The organism is Allosphingosinicella sp. (genome assembly GCF_059502505.1).
In genome coordinates this window covers 16,673-37,495 of record NZ_JCACEU010000017.1, presented here as the reverse complement: position 1 = coordinate 37,495, position 20,823 = coordinate 16,673, and the positions used below count along the sequence as shown (strand labels likewise).

The 20,823-nt window shown below is 67.7% G+C and carries 21 protein-coding genes; 14 read left to right on the top strand and 7 right to left on the bottom strand.

Features of this window, described 5'->3' with window-relative positions; all coding sequences use genetic code 11:
- Positions 1-81: 81 nt before the first annotated feature.
- Positions 82-354 carry a hypothetical protein gene (locus tag AC5JBD_RS11965; protein ID WP_495722044.1) on the bottom strand — a complete coding sequence of 91 codons (273 nt, stop codon included), beginning with the start codon at positions 352-354 and terminating at the stop codon, positions 82-84.
- A gap of 200 nt (positions 355-554) precedes the next feature.
- Here AC5JBD_RS11965 and rpmB point away from each other — a divergent pair, with 200 nt between their 5' ends.
- On the top strand, positions 555-851 hold the full coding sequence (gene rpmB, locus AC5JBD_RS11960) for a 50S ribosomal protein L28 (RefSeq protein ID WP_495722043.1): 297 nt from the start codon (positions 555-557) through the stop codon (positions 849-851).
- Positions 852-892: 41 nt separating this feature from the next.
- On the opposite strand, the gene AC5JBD_RS11955 is transcribed toward rpmB, so the two are convergent.
- Positions 893-1,852 (bottom strand): esterase-like activity of phytase family protein, encoded by a 960-nt coding sequence (locus tag AC5JBD_RS11955; RefSeq protein WP_495722042.1) that lies wholly within the window; start codon positions 1,850-1,852, stop codon positions 893-895.
- Between the two features lie 174 nt (positions 1,853-2,026).
- Between AC5JBD_RS11955 and AC5JBD_RS11950 the strand changes: the two genes are divergently transcribed.
- The 4 genes from AC5JBD_RS11950 to ligA all read left to right on the top strand — a co-directional run bounded on the left by AC5JBD_RS11950 (position 2,027) and on the right by ligA (position 7,277).
- A complete protein-coding gene (locus AC5JBD_RS11950; RefSeq protein ID WP_495722041.1) occupies positions 2,027-2,383 on the top strand; it encodes a glycine zipper 2TM domain-containing protein in 357 nt (118 codons plus the stop codon).
- A gap of 173 nt (positions 2,384-2,556) precedes the next feature.
- Entirely contained in the window at positions 2,557-3,372 is an 816-nt protein-coding gene (locus AC5JBD_RS11945; RefSeq protein WP_495722040.1) for an outer membrane protein assembly factor BamD, read from the top strand.
- 109 nt (positions 3,373-3,481) lie between these two features.
- Positions 3,482-5,137: a DNA repair protein RecN gene (gene recN, locus AC5JBD_RS11940; protein WP_495722039.1), complete on the top strand. Its 1,656-nt coding sequence runs from the start codon at positions 3,482-3,484 to the stop codon at positions 5,135-5,137.
- A gap of 19 nt (positions 5,138-5,156) precedes the next feature.
- On the top strand, positions 5,157-7,277 hold the full coding sequence (gene ligA / locus AC5JBD_RS11935) for an NAD-dependent DNA ligase LigA (protein WP_495722038.1): 2,121 nt from the start codon (positions 5,157-5,159) through the stop codon (positions 7,275-7,277).
- A 4-nt stretch (positions 7,278-7,281) separates the two neighbouring features.
- On the opposite strand, the gene AC5JBD_RS11930 is transcribed toward ligA, so the two are convergent.
- From AC5JBD_RS11930 to AC5JBD_RS11915, 4 genes are read right to left on the bottom strand one after another with little or no spacing between them, the layout of a single operon-like run.
- The gene (locus AC5JBD_RS11930) at positions 7,282-8,205 is read right to left on the bottom strand and encodes a 50S ribosomal protein L11 methyltransferase (RefSeq protein WP_495722037.1); all 924 of its coding nucleotides are present in this window, start codon (positions 8,203-8,205) and stop codon (positions 7,282-7,284) included.
- Positions 8,195-8,899, bottom strand: coding sequence for an SDR family NAD(P)-dependent oxidoreductase (locus AC5JBD_RS11925; RefSeq protein ID WP_495722036.1), 705 nt, complete (start codon positions 8,897-8,899; stop codon positions 8,195-8,197). The genes AC5JBD_RS11930 and AC5JBD_RS11925 overlap by 11 nt, the downstream gene beginning before the upstream one ends.
- Before the next feature lie 33 nt (positions 8,900-8,932).
- Positions 8,933-10,240: a methyl-accepting chemotaxis protein gene (locus tag AC5JBD_RS11920; protein WP_495722035.1), complete on the bottom strand. Its 1,308-nt coding sequence runs from the start codon at positions 10,238-10,240 to the stop codon at positions 8,933-8,935.
- Between the two features lie 56 nt (positions 10,241-10,296).
- Entirely contained in the window at positions 10,297-11,640 is a 1,344-nt protein-coding gene (locus AC5JBD_RS11915) for a methyl-accepting chemotaxis protein (RefSeq protein ID WP_495722034.1), read from the bottom strand.
- Positions 11,641-12,074: 434 nt separating this feature from the next.
- On the opposite strand from AC5JBD_RS11915, the gene sdhC reads away from it, so the two are divergent.
- From sdhC to AC5JBD_RS11895, 4 genes are all read left to right on the top strand, one after another.
- Positions 12,075-12,470 (top strand): succinate dehydrogenase, cytochrome b556 subunit, encoded by a 396-nt coding sequence (gene sdhC / locus AC5JBD_RS11910; protein ID WP_495722033.1) that lies wholly within the window; start codon positions 12,075-12,077, stop codon positions 12,468-12,470.
- Positions 12,467-12,856 (top strand): succinate dehydrogenase, hydrophobic membrane anchor protein, encoded by a 390-nt coding sequence (gene sdhD / locus AC5JBD_RS11905; protein ID WP_495722032.1) that lies wholly within the window; start codon positions 12,467-12,469, stop codon positions 12,854-12,856. Before sdhC ends, sdhD begins: the two co-directional genes overlap by 4 nt.
- A complete protein-coding gene (gene sdhA / locus AC5JBD_RS11900; protein ID WP_495722031.1) occupies positions 12,856-14,658 on the top strand; it encodes a succinate dehydrogenase flavoprotein subunit in 1,803 nt (600 codons plus the stop codon). Before sdhD ends, sdhA begins: the two co-directional genes overlap by 1 nt.
- Before the next feature lie 104 nt (positions 14,659-14,762).
- Positions 14,763-15,707, top strand: a complete 945-nt coding sequence (locus tag AC5JBD_RS11895) for an MBL fold metallo-hydrolase (protein ID WP_495722030.1) — start codon at positions 14,763-14,765, stop codon at positions 15,705-15,707.
- Here the strand turns inward: AC5JBD_RS11895 and AC5JBD_RS11890 are convergent.
- On the bottom strand, positions 15,686-17,158 hold the full coding sequence (locus AC5JBD_RS11890) for a PLP-dependent aminotransferase family protein (RefSeq protein WP_495722029.1): 1,473 nt from the start codon (positions 17,156-17,158) through the stop codon (positions 15,686-15,688). The genes AC5JBD_RS11895 and AC5JBD_RS11890 overlap by 22 nt on opposite strands.
- Before the next feature lie 37 nt (positions 17,159-17,195).
- Here AC5JBD_RS11890 and AC5JBD_RS11885 point away from each other — a divergent pair, with 37 nt between their 5' ends.
- Genes AC5JBD_RS11885 through zapE form a run of 5 tightly spaced genes read left to right on the top strand, consistent with a single transcriptional unit; the run spans position 17,196 to position 20,816 of the window.
- The gene (locus AC5JBD_RS11885) at positions 17,196-18,263 is read left to right on the top strand and encodes a D-alanine--D-alanine ligase family protein (protein ID WP_495722028.1); all 1,068 of its coding nucleotides are present in this window, start codon (positions 17,196-17,198) and stop codon (positions 18,261-18,263) included.
- Positions 18,264-18,311: 48 nt separating this feature from the next.
- The gene (locus tag AC5JBD_RS11880; protein WP_495722027.1) at positions 18,312-19,097 is read left to right on the top strand and encodes a succinate dehydrogenase iron-sulfur subunit; all 786 of its coding nucleotides are present in this window, start codon (positions 18,312-18,314) and stop codon (positions 19,095-19,097) included.
- Between the two features lie 17 nt (positions 19,098-19,114).
- Positions 19,115-19,240 (top strand): hypothetical protein, encoded by a 126-nt coding sequence (locus tag AC5JBD_RS11875; RefSeq protein WP_495722026.1) that lies wholly within the window; start codon positions 19,115-19,117, stop codon positions 19,238-19,240.
- 23 nt (positions 19,241-19,263) lie between these two features.
- Complete coding sequence (locus AC5JBD_RS11870; RefSeq protein ID WP_495722025.1) at positions 19,264-19,710, top strand: PaaI family thioesterase; 447 nt, start codon at positions 19,264-19,266, stop codon at positions 19,708-19,710.
- Complete coding sequence (gene zapE, locus AC5JBD_RS11865; protein ID WP_495722024.1) at positions 19,707-20,816, top strand: cell division protein ZapE; 1,110 nt, start codon at positions 19,707-19,709, stop codon at positions 20,814-20,816. The genes AC5JBD_RS11870 and zapE overlap by 4 nt, the downstream gene beginning before the upstream one ends.
- The last annotated feature ends 7 nt before the right edge of the window (positions 20,817-20,823 follow it).

Below are 20,823 nucleotides of genomic sequence, written 5' to 3'. Positions count from 1 at the left end.
AGCCGGGCTCCGGCTACGCCGCAAGAAAAGCAGGAGATGCCGCGGCAGCGATCCAAACATCGCCGCCGCGGCCCATGGCGATTATTCCTCGCCGTTGTCCTTGACGCCGACCGCCGGCACGTCGACCGTTTCGGTCTCGGTCTCAATCTTCGGCACCTCGATGTTGGTCTCGGTGGTGCCAACCACGACTTCCTTCGAATCGACGTCGACTTCCGGCAGGGCGCCGCCCTCGGCGCTCACGTCGACGTCCGGAAGCGCGCCTTCCTTGACGTCCGCGCTCCAGAAGCCGGTCGCGAACAGGATGATGGCAATGACGACGATCACCGCCAGGATGCCGAGAAGCTTACGTGACATATGTTCCTCCACTGAAGAGCCTGAGCGGCTTGTCGGCACCCCAACGCAGGTTATCGGATTCGGTTGCACCCCCGCAACGAACTCTTCCGTTCTCCTCCTGCGGCGGCTCGCCAAGAGCGGTTGACGAAAGCCGCCCTTCGCTCTATCTGGCCGCACTTTCAGGGGCCTCGTGGCCCCCGCATAGCATCTCAGAGGACATTATGTCGCGCATTTGCGAGCTGACCGGCAAGGGCCGGCAGGTGGGCCACAACGTTTCCCACGCCAACAACAAGACCAAGCGCACCTTCCTGCCGAATCTGCAGAACGTGACCTTGATCTCGGACTCCCTCGGCCGCGGCATCAGCCTTCGCGTGTCGATGAGCGGCCTCCGCTCGGTCGAGCATGTCGGCGGCCTCGACAACTGGCTCGCCAAGACCTCGGACGAGAAGCTCAGCCTCAAGGCCCGCCGCCTGAAGCGCGAGATCGCCAAGAAGGGCGCCGAGCAGGCTGCCGCCTAACTCCGTCACCCTGGGTAGAGCGGGTTTCAGGACGAAGAAAATCACTCCAGCGCGAACTTCATCAGAAGGGTGCGCTGGAACCCCATGAAATTATCGTCCGACGCGATCCAGACGATCGTGCGGCCATCTTCCTCGCCTATGCTCAGCGCTTCGTAATTGTCGGTCGTCACCGGCGGCTCGAAATGCGCGAGTTCGCGCCCGCTCAGCACCGCCCTTTCCCCGAGCTCCGGCTTCTCCGCCACCGTCAGCTTGACCTGGATGCCGTCCAGGATCGAGATGCGACGATTGAGGAACAGCAGCCGGCCATCCGACAGCTCCGCCGCGTCGGTGATCCGAAAACCCTCCGGCGCACGATAGCCGAGCCGAACCACCTTCGTCCCCTTCTCCGCGGGATCGCCCGCGAACAGCAACGCCTCGGTCGCGCCGTCCGGCAGGCGTTTGCCTTCCGACAGGATCAGGAAGCGGCCGTCGCGCAGCCGCACCATCGCCTCGCTGCCCGAATTGAGCGGCCATTTGCGCATCTCCGCCGGATAGGCCGCGGCCTCGCGCCGCCAGCCGCCGCGCGCATAGCGGATCACCGCATTCTCGCGCTCGAACGCCACCCAGAAGCGGTCGCCGTGCACCGCCATCGCCTCGCTGTCGCGCGCCTTCTTGCGCTGGCCGGTCATCTCCGGGAGGTCCCTCATCCGGATCGCAATGCGGCCGGGCCGCGTCGGCAGGTCGAAATGCGACGTGATGCCGCCGTCGCTGAGCGCAAACACCCGCCGCCCCGCGACATGAATGGCGGAGATCCCGCCGAAATAAGGATGGTTGCTCCTCAGCGACCAGCCTTCGATGAACGTCAGCGCGCCCAGCCGCCTGTTTCCCTGCGCCTCCTCGCGGAGCGGCACCCGCTCCACCCAGAGCAGCGGATCGCCCGGAATGTCGGCGTAATTGGTCAGGCTCTTCGGCGCGAACGTCGCCAGCAGCGGCAGGGCGAGGAGGAGCAGGAAGCTACGCATCTCTGCACCTCCTAGCGGTCGAGGAACCGCCGCTACACCCTTAAAATCGATGAACAATCGCTGACGGGGACATTCAGGACCGGCTCAAGCGAATCAGGTCATAAGGGCTCAATCGACGACGGCCGGCGCATGCCTTCCCCGGCGCCGCCGACCGGAGACAAAGGAGTTTGTGCCATGCTTAAGAAGATCACCCTTTCGGCCGCTGCCGCTGCCGCCGCTCTGACCGCGCTGCCGGCCGCTGCCCAGGCGCAGGGTTATTATCGCGACGGCTATCGCAACGGTTATTATTCGCAGAGCTATCGCGGCGACCGCTACGCTCGCGGCGACCGTTATTACGGCCGCAACAGCTACAACCGGAACAGCTACCGCCGCTGCAGCGGCACCACCGGCACGATCGTCGGCGGTGCGGGCGGCGCCTTGCTCGGCCGTGAGATTGCCGGCCGCGGCAACCGCACCACCGGCACCGTGCTCGGCGGCGTGGTCGGCGCCCTGCTCGGCCGCGAAGTCGGCAAGAGCAGCTGCCGCCGCTAAGCCAGAAAGCTTCGGGTGCGGCTGAGGCCGCGCCCTCACGGGACCCCTCGAGTCGCGTAACGAGGGCGGGGCCCGGTGCGAGAGATCGCGCCGGGCCCTAACCTCGTCCGGCCCGCCGCACTGGCCCCATGTGGCGCTTGGCCTTCCTTAACGGCTCCGCTAAGAAGCCCGTCATGCACAAGTATTCGCGTTCCCTTGCCGCGTTCCTGATCGTGGCCGCCCTCGCTCCTCTTACCGCCTGCGCGGGCCTCGGCGGCGGCGGCAATCGCAGCCGCGCCGACACCCAATATGTCGCGAGCGACGTCAACACGCTCTACAATGCGGCCAAGCAGAAGCTGGACGCGCGCCAGTATAATGTCGCGGCAGCCCTGTTCGACGAGGTCGAGCGCCAGCATCCCTATTCGGTGTGGGCGCGCCGTGCGCAGCTGATGAGCGCGTTCAGCTATTATCTCGCCAAGGATCACCAGAAGTCGGTCGACAGCGCCCGCCGCTTCCTCGCCATCCACCCGGGCAACAAGGACGCGCCCTACGCGACCTATCTCGTCGCGCTCAATTATTACGAGCAGATCGAGGACGTGAACCGCGATCAGTCGATCACCAAGCAGGCGCTCGACGCGCTCGGCGAGGTGGTGCGGCGCTATCCGAACACCGACTATGCCTCCGATTCGCGTCTCAAGGTCGACCTCGTCCGCGATCACCTCGCCGGCAAGGAGATGGAGATCGGCCGCTTCTACCAGCGCCGCAACGAGTGGCTCGCCTCGGTCGTCCGTTTCCGCAACGTGGTCGATGAATATCAGACGACCACCCACACGCCGGAAGCGCTGATGCGCCTCACCGAATCCTATCTGGCGCTCGGCATTCCGGAGGAAGCACGCAAGTCCGCGGCCGTGCTCGGCGCGAACTATCCCGGCACCAAATGGTACCAGCGCGCCTACGAGCTGGTCCAGCGCCACGCGCCGACGCAAACGGCCGCCGCCACCTCGAGCTGATCCATGTGTCTCGTCATCCCGGCGAAGGCTGGGATCTCAGGACGAGAAGTCACAGCTAGTCCCGCTGAGACCCCGGCGTTCGCCGGTGTGACGTGCTGATGGGCACGTCATGCTGACCGCCCTCTCCATCCGCGATGTCGTCCTCATCGAGACGCTCGACCTCGAGTTCGGGGCGGGCCTGGGCGTGCTGACTGGCGAAACCGGTGCCGGCAAGTCGATCCTGCTTGATGCCCTCGGGCTCGCGCTCGGCGCCCGCGCCGACAGCGGCCTCGTCCGCAGCGGCCAGCCGCAGGCGGTCGTCACCGTCACCTTCGAAATCCCGTCCGGTCACGCCGCCTGGTCGCTGCTCGACGAGAACGGCCTTGCCGGCGAGCCGGGCGAGCCGCTCGTCATCCGCCGCATCGTCAAGGCGGACGGCGGCAGCCGCGCCCTCGTCAACGACCAGTCCGCCTCGGCCGGACTGCTGCGCGAGCTCGGCGCCACCCTGGTGGAGATACACGGTCAGCATGACGATCGCGGCCTCCTCAACCCGCGCGGCCACCGCGCCCTCCTCGACACCTATGGCGGCCTCGACACCGGCCCCGTCTCCCGCGCCTGGCAGGCGGTCCAAAAAGCCAGAGCGGCGCTCGCGTCCGCTCGGGCCGAACAGGACGCCGCCGAGCGCGACCGCGAGTGGCTGGAACATGCCGTGGCCGAGCTCCACGCGCTCGCCCCCCAGCCGGGCGAGGAGGAAAGCCTCGCCACCCTCCGCGCCTCTATGCAGACCGGCCAGCGCCTCAGCGGCGAGCTTGCCACCATCGGCGAGCAGCTCGAAGGGTCCGACGGCGCCCTCGCCCTCCTCCGCCAGGCCGCGCGCCGCCTCGACCGCATCGCGTCCGAGCACGAGCTGCTCGGCCAGGCCTTAGGCGCGATCGACCGCGCCGTGATCGAAGCCGCCGAGGCCGAGGACAAGCTCGCCCGCGCGGTCGAGCAGCTCGCATTCGAGCCCGCCCGGCTCGAGGAGGCCGAAGCGCGCCTGTTCGAGATCCGCGCCGCCGCCCGCAAGCACCGCGTCGCGCCCGACGATCTCGCCGCATTGTCGGAAGAGCTGTCCGCCCGCCTCGACGCGCTCCAGTCCGGCGGCGGCCGCATCTCCGCCCTCGAAGCCGATCTCGCCTCGGCATCGGCAGCCTACGCATCCGCCGCCAACGCTCTCACGGCCCAGCGCGAAACGGCAGCGGCGCGCCTCGATCAGGCCGTCGCGGCGGAGCTGCGCCCGCTCAAGCTCGACGCCGCCCGCTTCCGCACCATGGTGACGCGGCTGGAGGAAGGCGCCGAATCCGGCCGCGACCGCGTCGAGTTCGAGATCTCGACCAATCCCGGCGCGCCCTTCGCCCCGCTCGCGAAGATCGCCAGCGGCGGCGAGCTCTCCCGCTTCATCCTCGCCCTCAAGGTCGCGCTGGCCCAGCAGGGCGGCGCCACCACCATGATCTTCGACGAGATCGACCGCGGCGTCGGCGGCGCCGTCGCCAGCGCGATCGGCGAGCGCCTCCACCGCCTCGCCGAAAGCGCGCAGCTTCTCGTCGTCACCCACAGCCCCCAGGTCGCCGCCCGCGGCAAGAGCCACCTGCTCATCGAGAAGAGCCACGCCGGCACCGTCACCCGCACCAGCGTCCAAGCGCTCGACGAGGGCAGGCGTCGCGAGGAAATCGCCCGCATGCTCTCCGGCGCGCAGGTGACTGACGAGGCGCGGGCGCAGGCGAGCCGGTTGCTCGAAGCCGCCTGACCCTTCTATGCACCCGGCCATGAGCGGGAGCCCGACCGACACCGAAGCCGCCGACGAGCTGGAGCGCCTGGCCGCAGAGATCGCCCGCCACAATCGGCTCTACCACAGCGAGGACGCGCCGGAGATTTCCGACGCGGATTATGACGCGCTTGTGCGGCGCAATGCCGAGCTGGAGGCGCAATTCCCGCATCTGGTGCGCGAGGACAGCCCTTCACGGCAGGTCGGCGCGGCGCCGGCGGCCCACCTTGCCAAGGTGCGGCACAAGCTGCCGATGCTCAGCCTCGAAAACGCCTTCTCGGATGGCGAGGTCGCCGAGTTCCTCGGCCGTGTGCGGCGCTTCCTGAGCCTTCCAGTCGACGAGGAAGTCGCGCTCACGGCAGAACCGAAGATCGACGGCCTCTCCTGTTCGCTCCGCTACGAAAATGGCGCGCTGGTCCTCGCGGCCACCCGCGGCGATGGCACGACCGGGGAGGACGTGACGCCGAACGCCCGCACCATCGCGGACATTCCCCACCGGCTCGCGGGCGCGCCGGACGTGTTCGAGATTCGCGGCGAGGTCTACATGTCGAAGGCAGATTTCGCCGCCCTCAACGCCCGCCTCCGCGCCGAAGCCGAGGATCCCGACAAGGCGCGCCAGTTCGCCAACCCGCGCAACGCGGCAGCCGGCTCGCTCCGCCAGAAGGACCCGGCGGTCACCGCCTCGCGGCCGCTCCGCTTCTACGCCCATGGCTGGGGCGAGGTCTCCGCCCTCCCCGCCCGCACCCAGTTCGAGGTCATGCAGGCGATCGCATCCTGGGGCGTCCCGATCGCGCAGGACCTCGGCCGCTTCACCGACGCCGAAGCTCTCCTCGCCCATTATCGCATGATCGAGGCCAAGCGCGCCGACCTCGCCTTCGACATCGACGGTGTCGTCTACAAGGTCGACCGCCTCGACTGGCAGGAGCGCTTGGGCTTCGTCTCCCGCGCCCCGCGCTGGGCGCTCGCCCACAAATTCCCGGCCGAGAAAGCGGAAACCCTGCTGGAGGCGATCGACATCCAGGTCGGCCGCACCGGCAAGCTCACCCCGGTAGCTCGGCTCACTCCTGTCAGCGTCGGCGGCGTCACCGTCACCAACGCGACCCTCCACAACAAGGACGAGATCGAACGCCTCGGCGTCCGCCCCGGCGACCGCGTCCGCATCCAGCGCGCCGGCGACGTCATCCCCCAGGTGCTGGAGAACCTGACCCCCGACGCCGACCTGCCGCCCTACCTCTTCCCCGACACCTGCCCCCAATGCGGCTCCGAAGCCGTGCGCGAGGAGGGGGAGGTCGACGTGCGCTGCACCGGCGGCCTCATCTGCCCCGCCCAGCGCGTCGAGCGCCTGCGCCATTTCGTCTCCCGCCACGCCCTCGACATCGAAGGCCTCGGCATCACCCATATCGAGAGCTTCTTCCGCGACGGCCTGCTCCAGTCGCCCGCCGACATCTTCCGCCTCAGCAAGGAAGAGCTGCTGAAGCGCGAGCGCTGGGCCGAGATCAGCGCCGCCAACCTGATCGCCGCGATCGATGCCAAGCGCCGCCCGCCGCTCGACCGCTTCCTCTTCGCGCTCGGCATCCGCCATGTCGGCGAAGTCACCGCCCGCGACCTTGCCCGCCGCTTCCGCAGCTGGGTCAACCTCCAGGCGATGATCGATCAGTCGCTGAAGGTCCGGCAGGAGATGCAGCCCGCTTTAGGCGAGGAGGAGCGCAAGTTCCTCCAGCGCCGCGACAAGGGGGTGGTAGCCGCGATCGAGACCCCCGGCATCGGGCCCGAAGTCGCCAACGCCATCCTCGACTTCTTCGAGGAGCCGCACAATCGCGAGGTGCTCGCCGACCTGTTCACCGCGGGCGTCGAACCCGAGGATGTCATCTGGGAGACGAGGGAGTCGCCGGTCAGCGGCAAGACCCTCGTCTTCACCGGCAGCCTCGAAACCCTCTCCCGCGACGAAGCCAAGGCCCAGGCCGAGGCATTGGGGGCCAAGGTGGCCGGCTCCGTCTCGGCCAAGACCGACCTGGTAATCGCCGGCCCCGGCGCCGGCTCGAAGCTCAAGAAAGCGGCAGAGCTCGGCATCGAGGTCATCGACGAAGCGGGCTGGAACAGTCTCGTCGCCGCGGCGCAATGAGGCCCTAGCGCCAGCCGAGCGCCTTGCGCTTGCGCATCGCCAGGGTCGGCCAGTCGCCGCGCGGGATGGTGAAGCTCAGCATCAGCCCCTGGCGCCGATAGGCGGCGGCGACGCTGTCGGCCTGGCTGTCGAGCAGGCCGGCCAGGATCAGGCGCCCACCCGCCTCCAGTGCCGCCGCGATCGACGGCGCGAGGTCGATCAGCGGACCCGCCAGGATATTGGCGATGATGAGATCGTACGGCGCTCGCGCCTTGAGGCGGCCGTGCTCCAGCCCCGGCGCCACGACGAGCTCCAGCTGCCCGCGCGCGCGGCCGAGGCGGATGCCGTTGATCGCCGCATTCTCCTCGGCGACCTCGATCGAGACCGGATCGATGTCGGAAGCCGCCGCCTTGGCAGCCGGCCACAGCTTCAGTGCGGCGAAGGCGAGCAAACCAGTGCCGGTGCCGAGGTCGAGGATGTTGCCGAAGCTCAGCCCCTCCCCCTTCATCCGCTCCAGCGCGAGCAGGCAGCCGGTGGTGGTCTCATGCTGCCCGGTGCCGAACGCGCGGCCCGCGTCGATCTCGATCGGCATCGCATCCGCGGGAACATGCTCGCGATGGGCGGGCGTATGGACGAAGAAGTGGCCGGTGCGGATCGGCTCCAGCCCCTCCTGACTCAGCGTCACCCAGTCCTGCTCCTCGACCGCCTCGATCACCGGCTCGGCCCCGGCGGCGCTCGGCACGAGCGATCTCAGCAACGCGATGAAGGCAGCGTCCGGCTCCCGTTCGACATAGGCATCGAGCCGCCATGCATCCGGGGCGTCGGAATCGGGTTCGCTCGTCATCAGCACCGGCGGCGGATCGAGCCCGACAAGCTCGCTGATGTCGCCGGCAATCGCCTCCGCTTCCCCCTTGGTGCAGGGGAGGCTGATCTTCCAGCTAGCGGACAAAACTGGCCCCGTTGACGTCGATCACCGCCCCCGTCGCCGATGGCGGCGCGTCGACCGCAAGCCAGCGCACCGTCTCCGCCACCTCGTCTGCCGAGGCGACGCGGCCCAGGGGAATGTCGGCGAGCAGCTTGGCGCCGCCGCGGCTCTCCAGATAATCCTCCGCCATGCCGGTCATGGTGAAGCCCGGGCAGACCGCAAAGGCGAGGATGTTCTCGCGGGCATATCCGCGCGCAATCGACTTCGTCATGCCGATCATGCCCGCCTTGGACGCGGCATAATGCCAGTGCTGGGGCGAGTCGCCGCGATAGGCGGCGCGGCTCGCAACATTGACGATCCGGCCGCCACCCTTTTCGCGGAAATGGAGCACCGCCAGCCGGCACAGCTCCGCCGACGCGGTGAGGTTGACCTGCATCGTCCGCTCCCAGGCCGCGACCCAGGCCTCATCCGCCTGCTCGATCGGCGCCGCCTCGAAGATGCCGGCATTGTTGACGAGCACGTCGACGCTCCCGTCGAGCCTCCCCATCGCCTCCCACCAAAGCGCCCGCGCCGCCTCAGGATCGGAGAGGTCGGCCGCCACCGCCCCCTCTCCCCCGCGCGTCGAGTGGCCGACCACATTGTGCGCAGCCAGGGCCGAGAGGATCGACTTGCCGATGCCCCGGCTGGTGCCGGTGACGAGGATGTTCAGCTTTTCCATGCCGAGCCCGATAGGCACCGGCACGGGTGAGGTCTAGGCCGCGAAGTTGCTGACGAATTCGCTCGTGGTTGAGCGGAAGCGGGCGAGCTGGCCGCTGACGCGCTCGAAGCCGCTTTCCACCTGGTCGATCTCGCTCGCCACCTTGTCGGTGTCGGCGCGGATCGCCGCGATCGTGGAAGACATCGAATCTGCCGCCAACGCGGTCTCGTCGACGGCAGCCGTGATCATCGTCACCGTCTGCGCCTGGGTCTCCATGGCGCGGCGAATGCGATCGGCCGAGCTCTGCACGTCCTCGACCGTCTGCCGGATCGAGCCGTTGGCATCGACGGTCTGCTTCGTCGCCTGCTGGATGGCCGTGATCTTGCCGGTGATATCGTCCGTCGCCCGCGCCGTCTGGGCGGCGAGCGACTTCACTTCCTGCGCCACGACCGCGAAGCCGCGGCCCGCATCGCCGGCGCGGGCGGCCTCGATCGTGGCGTTGAGGGCCAGCAGGTTGGTCTGGCCGGCAATGTCGCGGATCAGGCTCAGAATCGATTCGATCGCCTCGACGTGGCCGGAAAGGGCGTGGCTGACCTTGACCGCGTCCGCGGCCTGGCTGCCGGCGCGGGTGGCGACTTCGGCGGCGACCTCGACTTCGCTCCTCGCGTCCTCGATCGCGCGGATTAGGCCGGCAGCGGTCTGCGCCGCCTCGCGCATGGCGACCGCCGATTGCTCGGCAGCCGCGGCGACCTCGGAGGTCTTGCCGAGCATGCCGCGCGCCGCGCCGGAGGTGGAGACGGTGCGCTCCCTCAGGCTCTGAGATTCCAACGCGGTGGCAGCGACGAGCGAGGCGACAGTCTGCTCGAACCGCTCGCTCTCGCGCCCGCGCGCCTCGGCAGCCTCGTTCGCCTCAAGGAGGGCGACCTGCGCCAGGATGATGTCGCTCTCGTAAGCCGAGAGCCGGTGGATGATGAGGTCGGCAGAGCCGAGCTTGTCCGCATCGTCGGCGAAATGCTCGCGCAGTTTCTCGCTGATCGCGGCGGCGACGCGCGCGCGCCGCTCCATCACCGACGGTACCGAGCGCTTGCTGGTGTAGATCTCGATACCGAAGGCGGCGACGTTCTCGATCCACTTGGCGTCAACCGGTCGCGTGAAGCGCTCACGCATCTGCGCCGCGGCATCGTCGCCGGCATCGGTGCGCACTGCCCAGTCGATTGCCTCGCCGGCCTCCCGCCACAGCCAGGCAAGGTCGCGCTCAAAGGCGCCATCGGGATTATAGGCGGCAAGACGGGCCTCGATCTGGCCCCCGGTCAGCTTCTGCAACTTGGTACCGTCCTCGTTCACGTGAAATTCGGCGGCCATGTCGATGTCCCCCTGCCCTTGGGCGCGAGGATACACGCCCGCCGGTAAAGCAAAGCTTAGGCCGCGTAGCTCCTCAGGAAGCGGCTGGTCGCGTCCTTGAACCGGGCGAGCTGCTCGTCCACCTGGCCGAAGTCGCGCTCCACCTCGTCGATCTCGCTCGCCACCCGGTCTGTGTCGGCGCGGATCGAGGCGATCGTCGAGGACATCGAATCGGCGGCCAATGCGGTCTCGTCGACCGCGGCGGTGATCATCGTCACCGTCTGCGCCTGCGTCTCCATCGCCTGGCGGATGCGGTCGGCCGAAAGCTGCACTTCCTCCACCGTCATCAGGATCGCGCTGTTCGCATCGACAGTGTGGTGCGTCGCCTGCTGGATAGCGGTTATCTTAGCCGTAATGTCATCGGTCGCCCGCGCCGTCTGGCTGGCGAGCGACTTCACCTCCTGCGCCACCACCGCGAAGCCGCGCCCGGCATCGCCGGCCCGCGCCGCCTCGATCGTCGCATTGAGCGCGAGCAGATTCGTCTGCCCCGCAATCTCCCGGATCAGCGACAGGATCGATTCGATCGCCTCGACATGGCCGCTGAGCGCCTGGCTGACCTTGACCGCCTCGGAGGCCTGGCCGCCGGCGCGGGTCGCGACGTCGGCCGCGGTCTCCACTTCGTTCCTGGCATCCTCGATCGCGCGGATGAGGCCCGCTGCGGTCTGCGCCGCCTCGCGCATCGCCACCGCGGACTGCTCGGCCGCCGCGGCGACTTCCGAAGTCTTGCCGAGCATTCCTCGCGTCGCCGCCGATGCGTCGCAGGCCTGCGCCCGCAATTTCTGGCTCTCCGCCGCGGTGCGCTCGACGACGCCCAGCATCTCCTTGTTGAACTCATTCCCCCGCGACTGCCGCCGCTCCCGCTCGTCGCGCTGGCGCAGGCGATCGAAATGCGAGGCGAACACGTCCATCTCGAGGATGGTGACCTGCGTCACCGCCTTGATCATGCGGGCGAGCTTTGCGGGCTCGTCCGACAGCCGGTCGACCAGGATCTCGTGCATCGCCTCGCCCTGGCCGGCGATGCCTGAGAAGATGCTCGTCATCGAGATCTTGGCGCTGAACGCCATCGATACATATTCGCCCGCCGTCTCGACCCAGGCCTCACTGGCGGGATCGGTGAGCATCCGCTTCAGGAAGGGGAAGATCCGACGCGTCAGGCTCTCGAGCTTGGCCTCGTCCACCCGGGTGTTGACCTCCGGCGAGCGGAGGTAGCGGATCCAGAAGGACCGGGCGACGCGATGCACGTCGTCCTCGATGATGCTCCACAGCTCGCGCGCATTCTCGACGAGATCGCCTTTACCATCGAACATCGCGAAACGCTGCGCGTTCATCACCGGCCCCATCAGCTCGTCCGCGCCTGCCATCGGTCCTGCCACTTCCCCAATCGGTGTCGCTGCCAGTTAGGGAGCCAGTGGTTAAGATGGCGTTAGTCATGCCTTCGGGGTGAGCGCACAAAGTGTGCGCTTAGGTCTCGAAATGAAACTGAAACTTCCTATATCGGGATCGGCTCACCGTCCCCCATGTGGTGAGCTGGCCCCGCCCGGATCTCCTCCCTGGATACCGAGCGGGGTCCTCCCAATCTCCAGAGCCTGACGAGAGCAGGCATTTCGCCCGTGGCTCCCGCTGTGATACTGCGACAGAGCAGCGAGCTAGCCTTCGTCGAGACCGTCACCTCCTTCCTCTCGCATTAGCACACCGCTCCTCGCCCACCCTTGCAACCTGCCGTCCAAGGCCTAAAAGCGGTCCCGGGTCCCCGCGAAGCATGATCTTGGGGATCCCTCTAAGGGGGACACAGAACATGCACCGCAATCCCTCGCGCCCGATGTCGCCGCATCTGACGATCTGGAAATGGGGCCCGCACATGCTGGTCTCGATCCTGCACCGCGTCACCGGCGGCGGCCTCGCCACGGTCGGCATCCTCGCCCTCGTCTGGTGGCTGGCGGCGGCCGCGACCAGCGAGGAATATTACGATTATTTCCTAGGTCATGCGACGAGCTGGTACGGCGTCGTCATCGGCATCGGCCTCACCTGGGCGCTGTTCCAGCACACGCTTTCCGGCGTCCGCCATTTCGTCATGGACATGGGCGCCGGCTACGAGTTGTCGACCAACAAATTCTGGGCGACGATGACGGTCGTCGGCGCGGCGGTGCTGACGGTGCTGCTGTGGCTCTACATTCTGGGGGTGCGCGCATGAAACAGGGAAGTGCGATCGGCCGCGTCCGCGGCCTCGGCTCGGCCAAGTCGGGCGCGCATCACTGGTGGCTGGAGCGGCTGACCTCCGTCTCCACCCTGATCCTGTTCATCTGGCTGCTGGTCGCGCTGCTGCGGCTGCCGCGGCTCGATTACGACATGGTGACGCAGTGGCTGGCCTCGCCCTTGGCGGCGGTGCCAATGCTGCTCCTGATCGTCTCGACCTTCTGGCACGCCAAGCTCGGCATGCAGGTGATCGTCGAGGATTATGTGCATGAGGAGGGCATGAAGCTCTTCACCATCACGATCACCAACTTCATCGCGATCGCGCTTGGGGCGCTCGCCTTCTTCTCGGTCCTGAAGATTGCCTTCACCGGGGGGGACAACTGATGGCCGAAGCCTATAAGATCATCGACCATATCTATGACGTGGTCGTCGTCGGCGCCGGCGGCGCGGGCCTCCGGGCGACCATGGGTTCGGCGCAGGGCGGCCTCAAGACCGCCTGCATCACCAAAGTGTTCCCGACCCGCAGCCACACCGTCGCCGCGCAGGGCGGCATCTCGGCCAGCCTCGGCAACATGAGCCCTGACCATTGGACGTGGCACATGTACGACACCGTCAAGGGCTCCGACTGGCTCGGCGACCAGGACGCGATCGAATATCTGGTGCGCGAGGCGCCCGCGGCTGTCTACGAGTTGGAACATGCCGGCGTGCCGTTCAGCCGCACCGCCGAGGGCAAGATCTACCAGCGCCCGTTCGGCGGCATGATGCAGAATATGGGTGAGGGACCGCCGGCCCAGCGCACCTGCGCCGCCGCCGACCGCACCGGCCACGCGATGCTGCACGCGCTCTACCAGCAGAGCCTGAAATACGACGCGGACTTCTTCATCGAATATTTCGCGATCGATCTGATCATGGAGAATGGCGTCTGCCGGGGCGTGATCGCTCTGTGCATGGACGATGGTTCGATCCACCGCTTCCGCGCCCAGGCCGTGGTGCTCGCGACCGGCGGCTACGGCCGGGCATATTTCACCGCCACCTCCGCCCATACCTGCACCGGCGACGGCGGCGCGATGGTGCTGCGGGCGGGGCTTCCCCTGCAGGATTGCGAGTTCGTCCAGTTCCACCCGACCGGCATCTACGGCGCCGGGGTCCTCATCACCGAGGGCGCGCGCGGCGAGGGCGGCTACCTCACCAACAGCGAGGGCGAGCGCTTCATGGAGCGCTACGCCCCCTCCGCCAAGGACCTGGCGTCGCGCGACGTCGTGTCACGTTCGATGGCGATCGAGATCCGCGAAGGCCGCGGCGTCGGTCCGCACAAGGATCATATCTACCTCCACCTCGATCATATCGATCCGAAGGTGCTGGCCGAGCGACTGCCCGGCATCACCGAGTCCGGCAAGGTGTTCGCGGGTGTGGACCTGACGCGCCAGCCGCTGCCGGTTACGCCGACCGTGCACTACAATATGGGCGGCATCCCGACCAACTTCCACGGCGAGGTAGTGACGCTGAAGGACGGCAATCCGGACAGTGTCGTGCCGGGTCTGTTCGCAGTCGGCGAGGCGGCCTGCGTGTCGGTGCACGGCGCCAACCGCCTCGGCTCCAACAGCCTGATCGACCTCGTCGTGTTCGGCCGCGCCACCGGCCTCCGCCTCTCGGAAACCCTCAAGGCGGGCGCTGCCCAGGCGCCTTTGCCCAAGGACGGCTCGGACCTTTCGCTCGGCCGGCTCGACCACTTCCGCAATGCGTCGGGCGGTTCGCCGACGGCGCAGATCCGGACCGACATGCAGCGCGTAATGCAGGCGCATTGCGCCGTGTTCCGCAACGACGAGCTGCTGCGCGAGGGCGTCGACAAGCTCGCCGCCGTCTACCAGCGGATGAACGACATCCACGTCACCGACCGCAGCCTGATCTGGAACAGCGACCTCATCGAGACGCTGGAGCTCGACAACCTCATCGCCCAGGCGAGCGTCACCATCGCCGGCGCCGTCAACCGCCAGGAAAGCCGCGGCGCCCACGCGCACGAGGACTATCCGGACCGCGACGACGCCAACTGGATGAAGCACACCTGCGCCTGGTTCGACGGCTGGGGCGGCAAGGGCGGCACGGTGCGGATCGATTACCGCCCGGTCCACGAATACACGCTCACCGACGAGATCGCCTACATCAAGCCCAAGGCGCGGGTTTACTGAGCCAGCCGCTCGTCGAACGCTTGCGCGCGTTCGCAGTCGAGCGGTTGGAGAGGTTGCTGCTTCGATCCACCTTCGCCTCGCAATGAAAGGCGGGTGAAGCGACGATGCTGACGATCCTTCTGGCCGCGGCGGCGGCCACCCAGCCGGTGCAAGTTGCGCCCGGGATCACGCTGATCGAAGGCCAGGTCACCGCCCACAAGGGTCCGGACGGGAACAGCATCTTCATCGAGGCGCCGGAGGGCCTGATCCTGGTCGATACCGGGCGGCATCCGGAGCATCGCGACCGGCTGCTCGCTTTCGCGCGGGAGCGGAAGCGGCCGATCGCGGCGATCGTCAACACCCACTGGCATCTGGACCATGCGACCGGCAATGGCGACATCCGCGCCGCGCACCCGAAGGCGGAGATCTACGCGACCCCGGCCGTGGAGGGGGCGCTGAAGACCTTCCTGCGCGACAGCCGCGAACGGACCGAGGCGGGGCTCGCCGCTGGCCAGATCCCGCCGGAGCGCCAGGCCGAGGTCCGGCGCTTCTTGGCGGTGATGGCAGACCCGGCACCGCTGCGCCCGGACCACCCGTTCGCCACGTCAAGCACCGTCACGATCGCCGGCAAGGCGCTGCACCTGAACGTCGCGCCGTTCGCCGCCACCGAGGCCGATCTCTGGATCTATGATCCGGCGACCAAGGTCGCGATCGTCGGCGATCTGGTGGTCGATGTCGTGCCGTTCATGGATACCGCCTGCCCCGAAGGGTGGCGCACGGCACTGGATGCCATCGCAGCGACGCCTTTCGTCACGCTGGTTCCCGGCCACGGCAAGCCGATGACCCGCGTCCAGTTCCAGACCTGGCGAACGGCCTACGACAATCTGCTCGACTGCGCCGCCGGCAGCCAAAGTAGCGATGCCTGCGCGATGGGTTGGCGGCGGGACGCGGCGGAGTTCGTCGCCGGCGAGGACCCCGGACGCATCGAAGCAATGACCAAATATTATCTCGAGATGCGCCTCAGGGCGAAGCCGGAGGAACGCGAGCGTTACTGCCGGCCGCTGGGCTGAGCCGCGACCGCTCGCAAGGCATCCGCGACCCTGGCCATGTCCCTCTCGAAGGCCCGCGCCAGCGCCGCATCGTCCAGCGCGGCGCGTTCGGCCAGCTGCCACATGGTGAGGCCGATGCGCAGCGTCGCCCCCCAGCGGCCGTCGTCGAGCTTCACGCATTTGACCGGCTGCCCGAGCCGGATACCGTGGCCAAGCAGTTGCTTGTGCCAGCTTTGCGCGTCCTCGAAGCTCCAGGCGCCGCCGCCGAGGCCCGACAAATCGAGTGTCGAAAGGGTGCGCATCTCGATCGGGTGGCTGTCGGCCTCGAACTTGTCCCCTGGCGGATAAGGCGCGACCCGCCGGGCGCCGAGCGTCTCCACGATCTCGCGGCGGACGGCAGCATGAAAGGCGAGGATGACTCGCGTGACCTGTTCCAGCGACAGCTTCTGGAACCGCTCCAGCTCGAAAATGGAAGCCTCGAGGCGCAGCAGCAGGCCGAGATTGGCGCTGTCGGGAAGCTGCTCGGCGCCGGGCCACGCATTCGGCCATTCGGCGCGGCGGAAGATGGTCGCGAAGCCCACCGGCAGCGGCTGAGCACCCTCAGCCAGCCCGCGTGGCACCAGCGCGAACCCGCTGAACGGCGGCCCGCCCATGAACTTGGAGCCGGTCACGAAGACGATCGCACCGCGTTGCAGATAGTCCGAGATCGCCGCCGACGTGATCCGCGCCTGGCACGCATCGACCACGAACGTCGCTTCATGCGCCGCCTGCAGCCGATCGATGTCGCCTATCGTCGGCAGGATCAGCCCGGTCTTGGAGCCGTGGACGACATGCACCAGCGGATGCCGCTCGGCCGCCTGCGCGTTGCCGATCGCCTCCTCGATCGCCTCGCTGATCTCCGACGAGCGGCGGCCGTAGCCGGCAGCATCGCGGACCGGGATGTCGATCAACTCGACATGGGTCTCCCCCAGGCCGGGCACCGGCACGCCCGGCTGTGTCGCCATCACAACGGCGGTGCTTTCGGCAAAATACTGGCCGTAGGCGGAGTAGATGCAGCCGCTCCCCACCTCGTCGGCGCCGAGCAGGATGTTGTGCGTGCCCGCCGCCGCCTTGCCGCCGGTGCAGGCGAGCGCGACATATTCGAGGTCGGTGCCCGAAGGCGCGAACACCACCGCCACGTCGTCCGGGATGGCGTAGGCGCCGCGGATGCGGCCGCGCAGCGCCTCCAGCGCCCCCGCATAGCCTTGCGCGGACAGCTCGCCTTCGGCCGCGATCTCCCGCAGCCGCGCTTCGACATGGGCGAAGGCCGCCGGCGAAATGTCGTTGGCGGTCGAGGAGGCGTAGGCGAGCACGTCGCTCGGCCGAGGCGCGGAGAAGTATTTGTTGAGCCCGGTCTCCGGGTTCAGCACGATACGGGCATCGCCGCCCGTCGTCATGAGGAGAGTCGCGGGCGCGTCGGTGGGTTCAGCCATATTGCGGCCCCACTTGGCCGTATAGCGTGGCCGGATTATGGCCGCGCCCGAGGGGCGGCGCGCGTCGTTCCGCCAAGCTGAAGGGCATCAAGTGCAACCCCAGGTCACCCCGCTCACCATTCCGGAGGAGGCGAAAAGCCGCCTCCGCATCATGTTCATCGCCAAGCATGCGAGATGGGAGGGTGGGCTGCACCCGGAGGACGGCAATCATGCCCTCTATCATGTCGAGGTGCGCGAGATCCTCAAGGGCCTCGGGCTCAACCTCGTCCTGGAGAACCGTTACGAGGCCTTGTTCGACAAGCCCGACGTCGATTTCGTCTTCCCGCTCCTCAACCGCGGCGGCTTCCTCAACAGCGAGATGCTGCTGCCCCTACTCTGTAAGCGCCACGGCATCCCCTTCCTCGGCGCCAGCCCGATCCTGCGCGGCCTCGGCGACGACAAGCATCTGACCAAAATGGCGTGCGCCGCCCGCGGCATCCCGACCGCACCCTGGGCGATCTATCGCCGCGGCGCGCCGGTCGAACAGTCGCGCTGCCCGGCCGGCGAGCGGCTGGTGATCAAGCCCAACGCCTCCTCCGCCTCGTGGGGCGTGCAGGACGCGCGCGATTGGGGCGGGGTCGAAGCCGCGATCCGCAGCATCCACAGCGAGGGCCACGATGCGATCGTCGAGCCGTTCCTCAACGGCAGCGACGTCGAGGTGCCGGTCATCACCATCGACGGCGAACCCACCATCATGCCGATGCTGATGTTCGAGCAGGCCGATCCGTCGCACCTGCGCACCTATTACGAGAAGCGCGACCTCGTCGAACGCGCTCACAAATATCAGCTCGTGCCGTTCGGGTCGGACGATCCGCTCTACGCCACCATCCACGCCCAGACCCGCGAGATGCTGAAGGAATTCCAGCCCTTCGACTATGGCCGCTACGAGTTCCGCGTCGACCGCGACACCGGCACCGTCAATTTCCTCGAGGTCAATCTCAACGCCAATCTCTGGTCGGAAAAAGTCTATGGCCGCTCCGCCGCGCTGGCCGGTCTCACTCAGTCGCAGCTGATCGAGACGATCCTCTGCGAGAGCCTCCGCCGTCACGGGCTCCTCGACCATTGAGCAGCGCCGCGCTTCCAGCTATCCGGGCGTAGCGAAGGGGGACTTGCCATGGCCGAATTCACGCTTCCCAAGAACAGCAAGATCACCGGCAAGGGCCGCACCCACAAGGCTGCGAACGGCGGCGGGCGGATCAGGAAGTTCAAGATCTACCGCTACGATCCCGACAGCGGCGAGAATCCCCGCTACGATACGTTCGAGCTGAACCTCGACGAGACCGGGCCGATGGTGCTCGACGCGCTCATCAAGATGAAGAGCGAGGCCGACCCCAGCCTCACCTTCCGCCGCTCCTGCCGCGAGGGCATTTGCGGCTCCTGCTCGATGAACATCAACGGCCGCAACGGTCTCGCCTGCACGACCGCGATCGAGGATTATAAGGGCGAGATCCGCATTACGCCGCTGCCGCACATGGACGTGATCAAGGACCTGGTGCCGGACTTCACCCACTTCTTCGCGCAATATGCGTCGATCGAGCCGTGGCTGAAGACGGTGACGCCGGATCCGTCCGGCAAGGAGCGCCTGCAGTCGCCGGAGGACCGCGCCAAGCTCGACGGCCTCTACGAGTGCATCCTGTGCGCCTGCTGCTCCTCCTCCTGCCCAAGCTACTGGTGGAACAGCGACCGCTTCCTCGGTCCCGCCATCCTGCTCCAGGCTTATCGCTGGCTCGCCGACAGCCGCGACGAGATGACCGGCGAGCGCCTCGACGAGCTCGAGGACCCATTCCGCCTCTACCGCTGCCACACCATCATGAACTGCGCGAACGTCTGCCCCAAGGGCCTCAACCCGGCCAAGGCGATCGCGGAAACCAAGAAGATGCTCGTCGAGCGAGCGGTTTGACCCCAAGAAAGGTTTGTATGCGTAAGTTTCTGTCCGGGCTTCTGGTCGTTGCGGCTTTGACCGCACTGCCGGCTTGCAACATGGTTCGCGGCGCGGGCGAGGACCTGCAGTCTGCCGCCGACACGGTCGACCGGGAGACCTGATCTCTTCTAAGCAGAGGCCGAGCTTGCATCCCCTGATTCGACACCAGCCCGATCCCGACCATCCCGGCTGGTTAACCTGGGACGTCACCGGACCGGAGCGTTACAACAGCACGATCGGCAAGCTCCTCGTCCGGGCGGAAGGGCCGGGTCGCGGGCGGTGCCGGATCTTCCCGGACACGCTGCAGACCAACCTCGGCAACGTCGTCCATGGCGGGGCGATCCTGACCTTCATCGACATGGCCCTGTTCGCCGGCGGCACGCTTGCCGGACTCGACATCTCGCATTCGGTCACGCTGGACCTCTCTGCCCAGTTCCTCGCACCCGGCCAGCCTGGGCGGCCGCTCGACTGCTCGGTCGAGTTGCTGCGCGAGACCAAGCGGCTCGCCTTCATGCGTGGCCTCGTCGAGCAGGAGGAGACCATCGTCGCCGCCTGGTCGGGCACGCTCCGGAAGGGCGGAGAGCGGCGGTGACCGCCGTTTCCGACCGCTATCAGGCGCTGGTCGCGGCGGGCGAGCTCAACCCAGACGAGGATCAGAAGCGTGCCGTTGCCGTGCTGGACAGGCTGGCCCGCGATCTCGTCAGGTCGGGCAAGGCGGGTTTCTGGTCGCGGCTCACCGGACAGGCGGCGCGGACGCCGCCCGGCGTCTACATGTGGGGCGGCGTCGGCCGTGGCAAATCGATGCTGATGGACCTGGCCTTCGAGTGCATCGACGTGGCGCCGAAACGCCGGGTCCACTTTCACGAATTCATGCTGGAGGTGCACCAGCGGCTCCGCGTGGAGCGGCAGGGCCAGACCGGCGACCCGATCCCGCCAGTCGCCCAAGCCATCGCCGCCGAGGCGAAACTGCTCGCCTTCGACGAGATGGTGATCAACAACAGCGCCGACGCGATGATCCTCTCGCGGCTCTTCTCGCAGATCCTTGCCGCCGGCGTGACGGTGGTCACGACCTCGAATCGCCCGCCGCGCGACCTCTACAAGGACGGGCTCAACCGCGAGCTGTTCCTGCCCTTCATCGACCTGATCGAGAAGGAGCTGGATGTGGTGCCGCTGAACGGTCCGACCGACTATCGGCTCGAGCGGCTTGGCGGGATGCCAACCTGGTATGTGCCGAACGGGCCGGAGGCGACGCGGGCGCTGAGCGACGCCTTCTTCCGCCTGACCGACTTTTCCGTCGAGGACCGCGCTAAGGTTCCGACCGAGGAGCTCCAGGTTCAGGGCGGCCGCACCCTGCACGTCCCCAAGAGCCTGAAGGGCGTCGCCGTCTTCTCCTTCAAGCGCCTGTGCGGCGAAGCGCGTGGTGCGCCCGATTACCTCGCGATCGCCCGGCGTTACCACACGGTCATCCTGGTCGGCATCCCCAAGCTCGGACCCGAGAATCGCAACGAGGCGGCGCGCTTCGTGACCCTCGTCGACGCGCTCTACGAGCATAAGGTGAAGCTGCTCGCCTCCGCCGACGCCCAGCCGTCGGAGCTCTACACGCAGGGCACCGGCGCCTTCGAGTTCGAGCGCACGGTCAGCCGGCTCGAAGAGATGCGCAGCGCCGACTATCTTGCCGAGGGGCACGGCGCGGCATAGCCTCCTT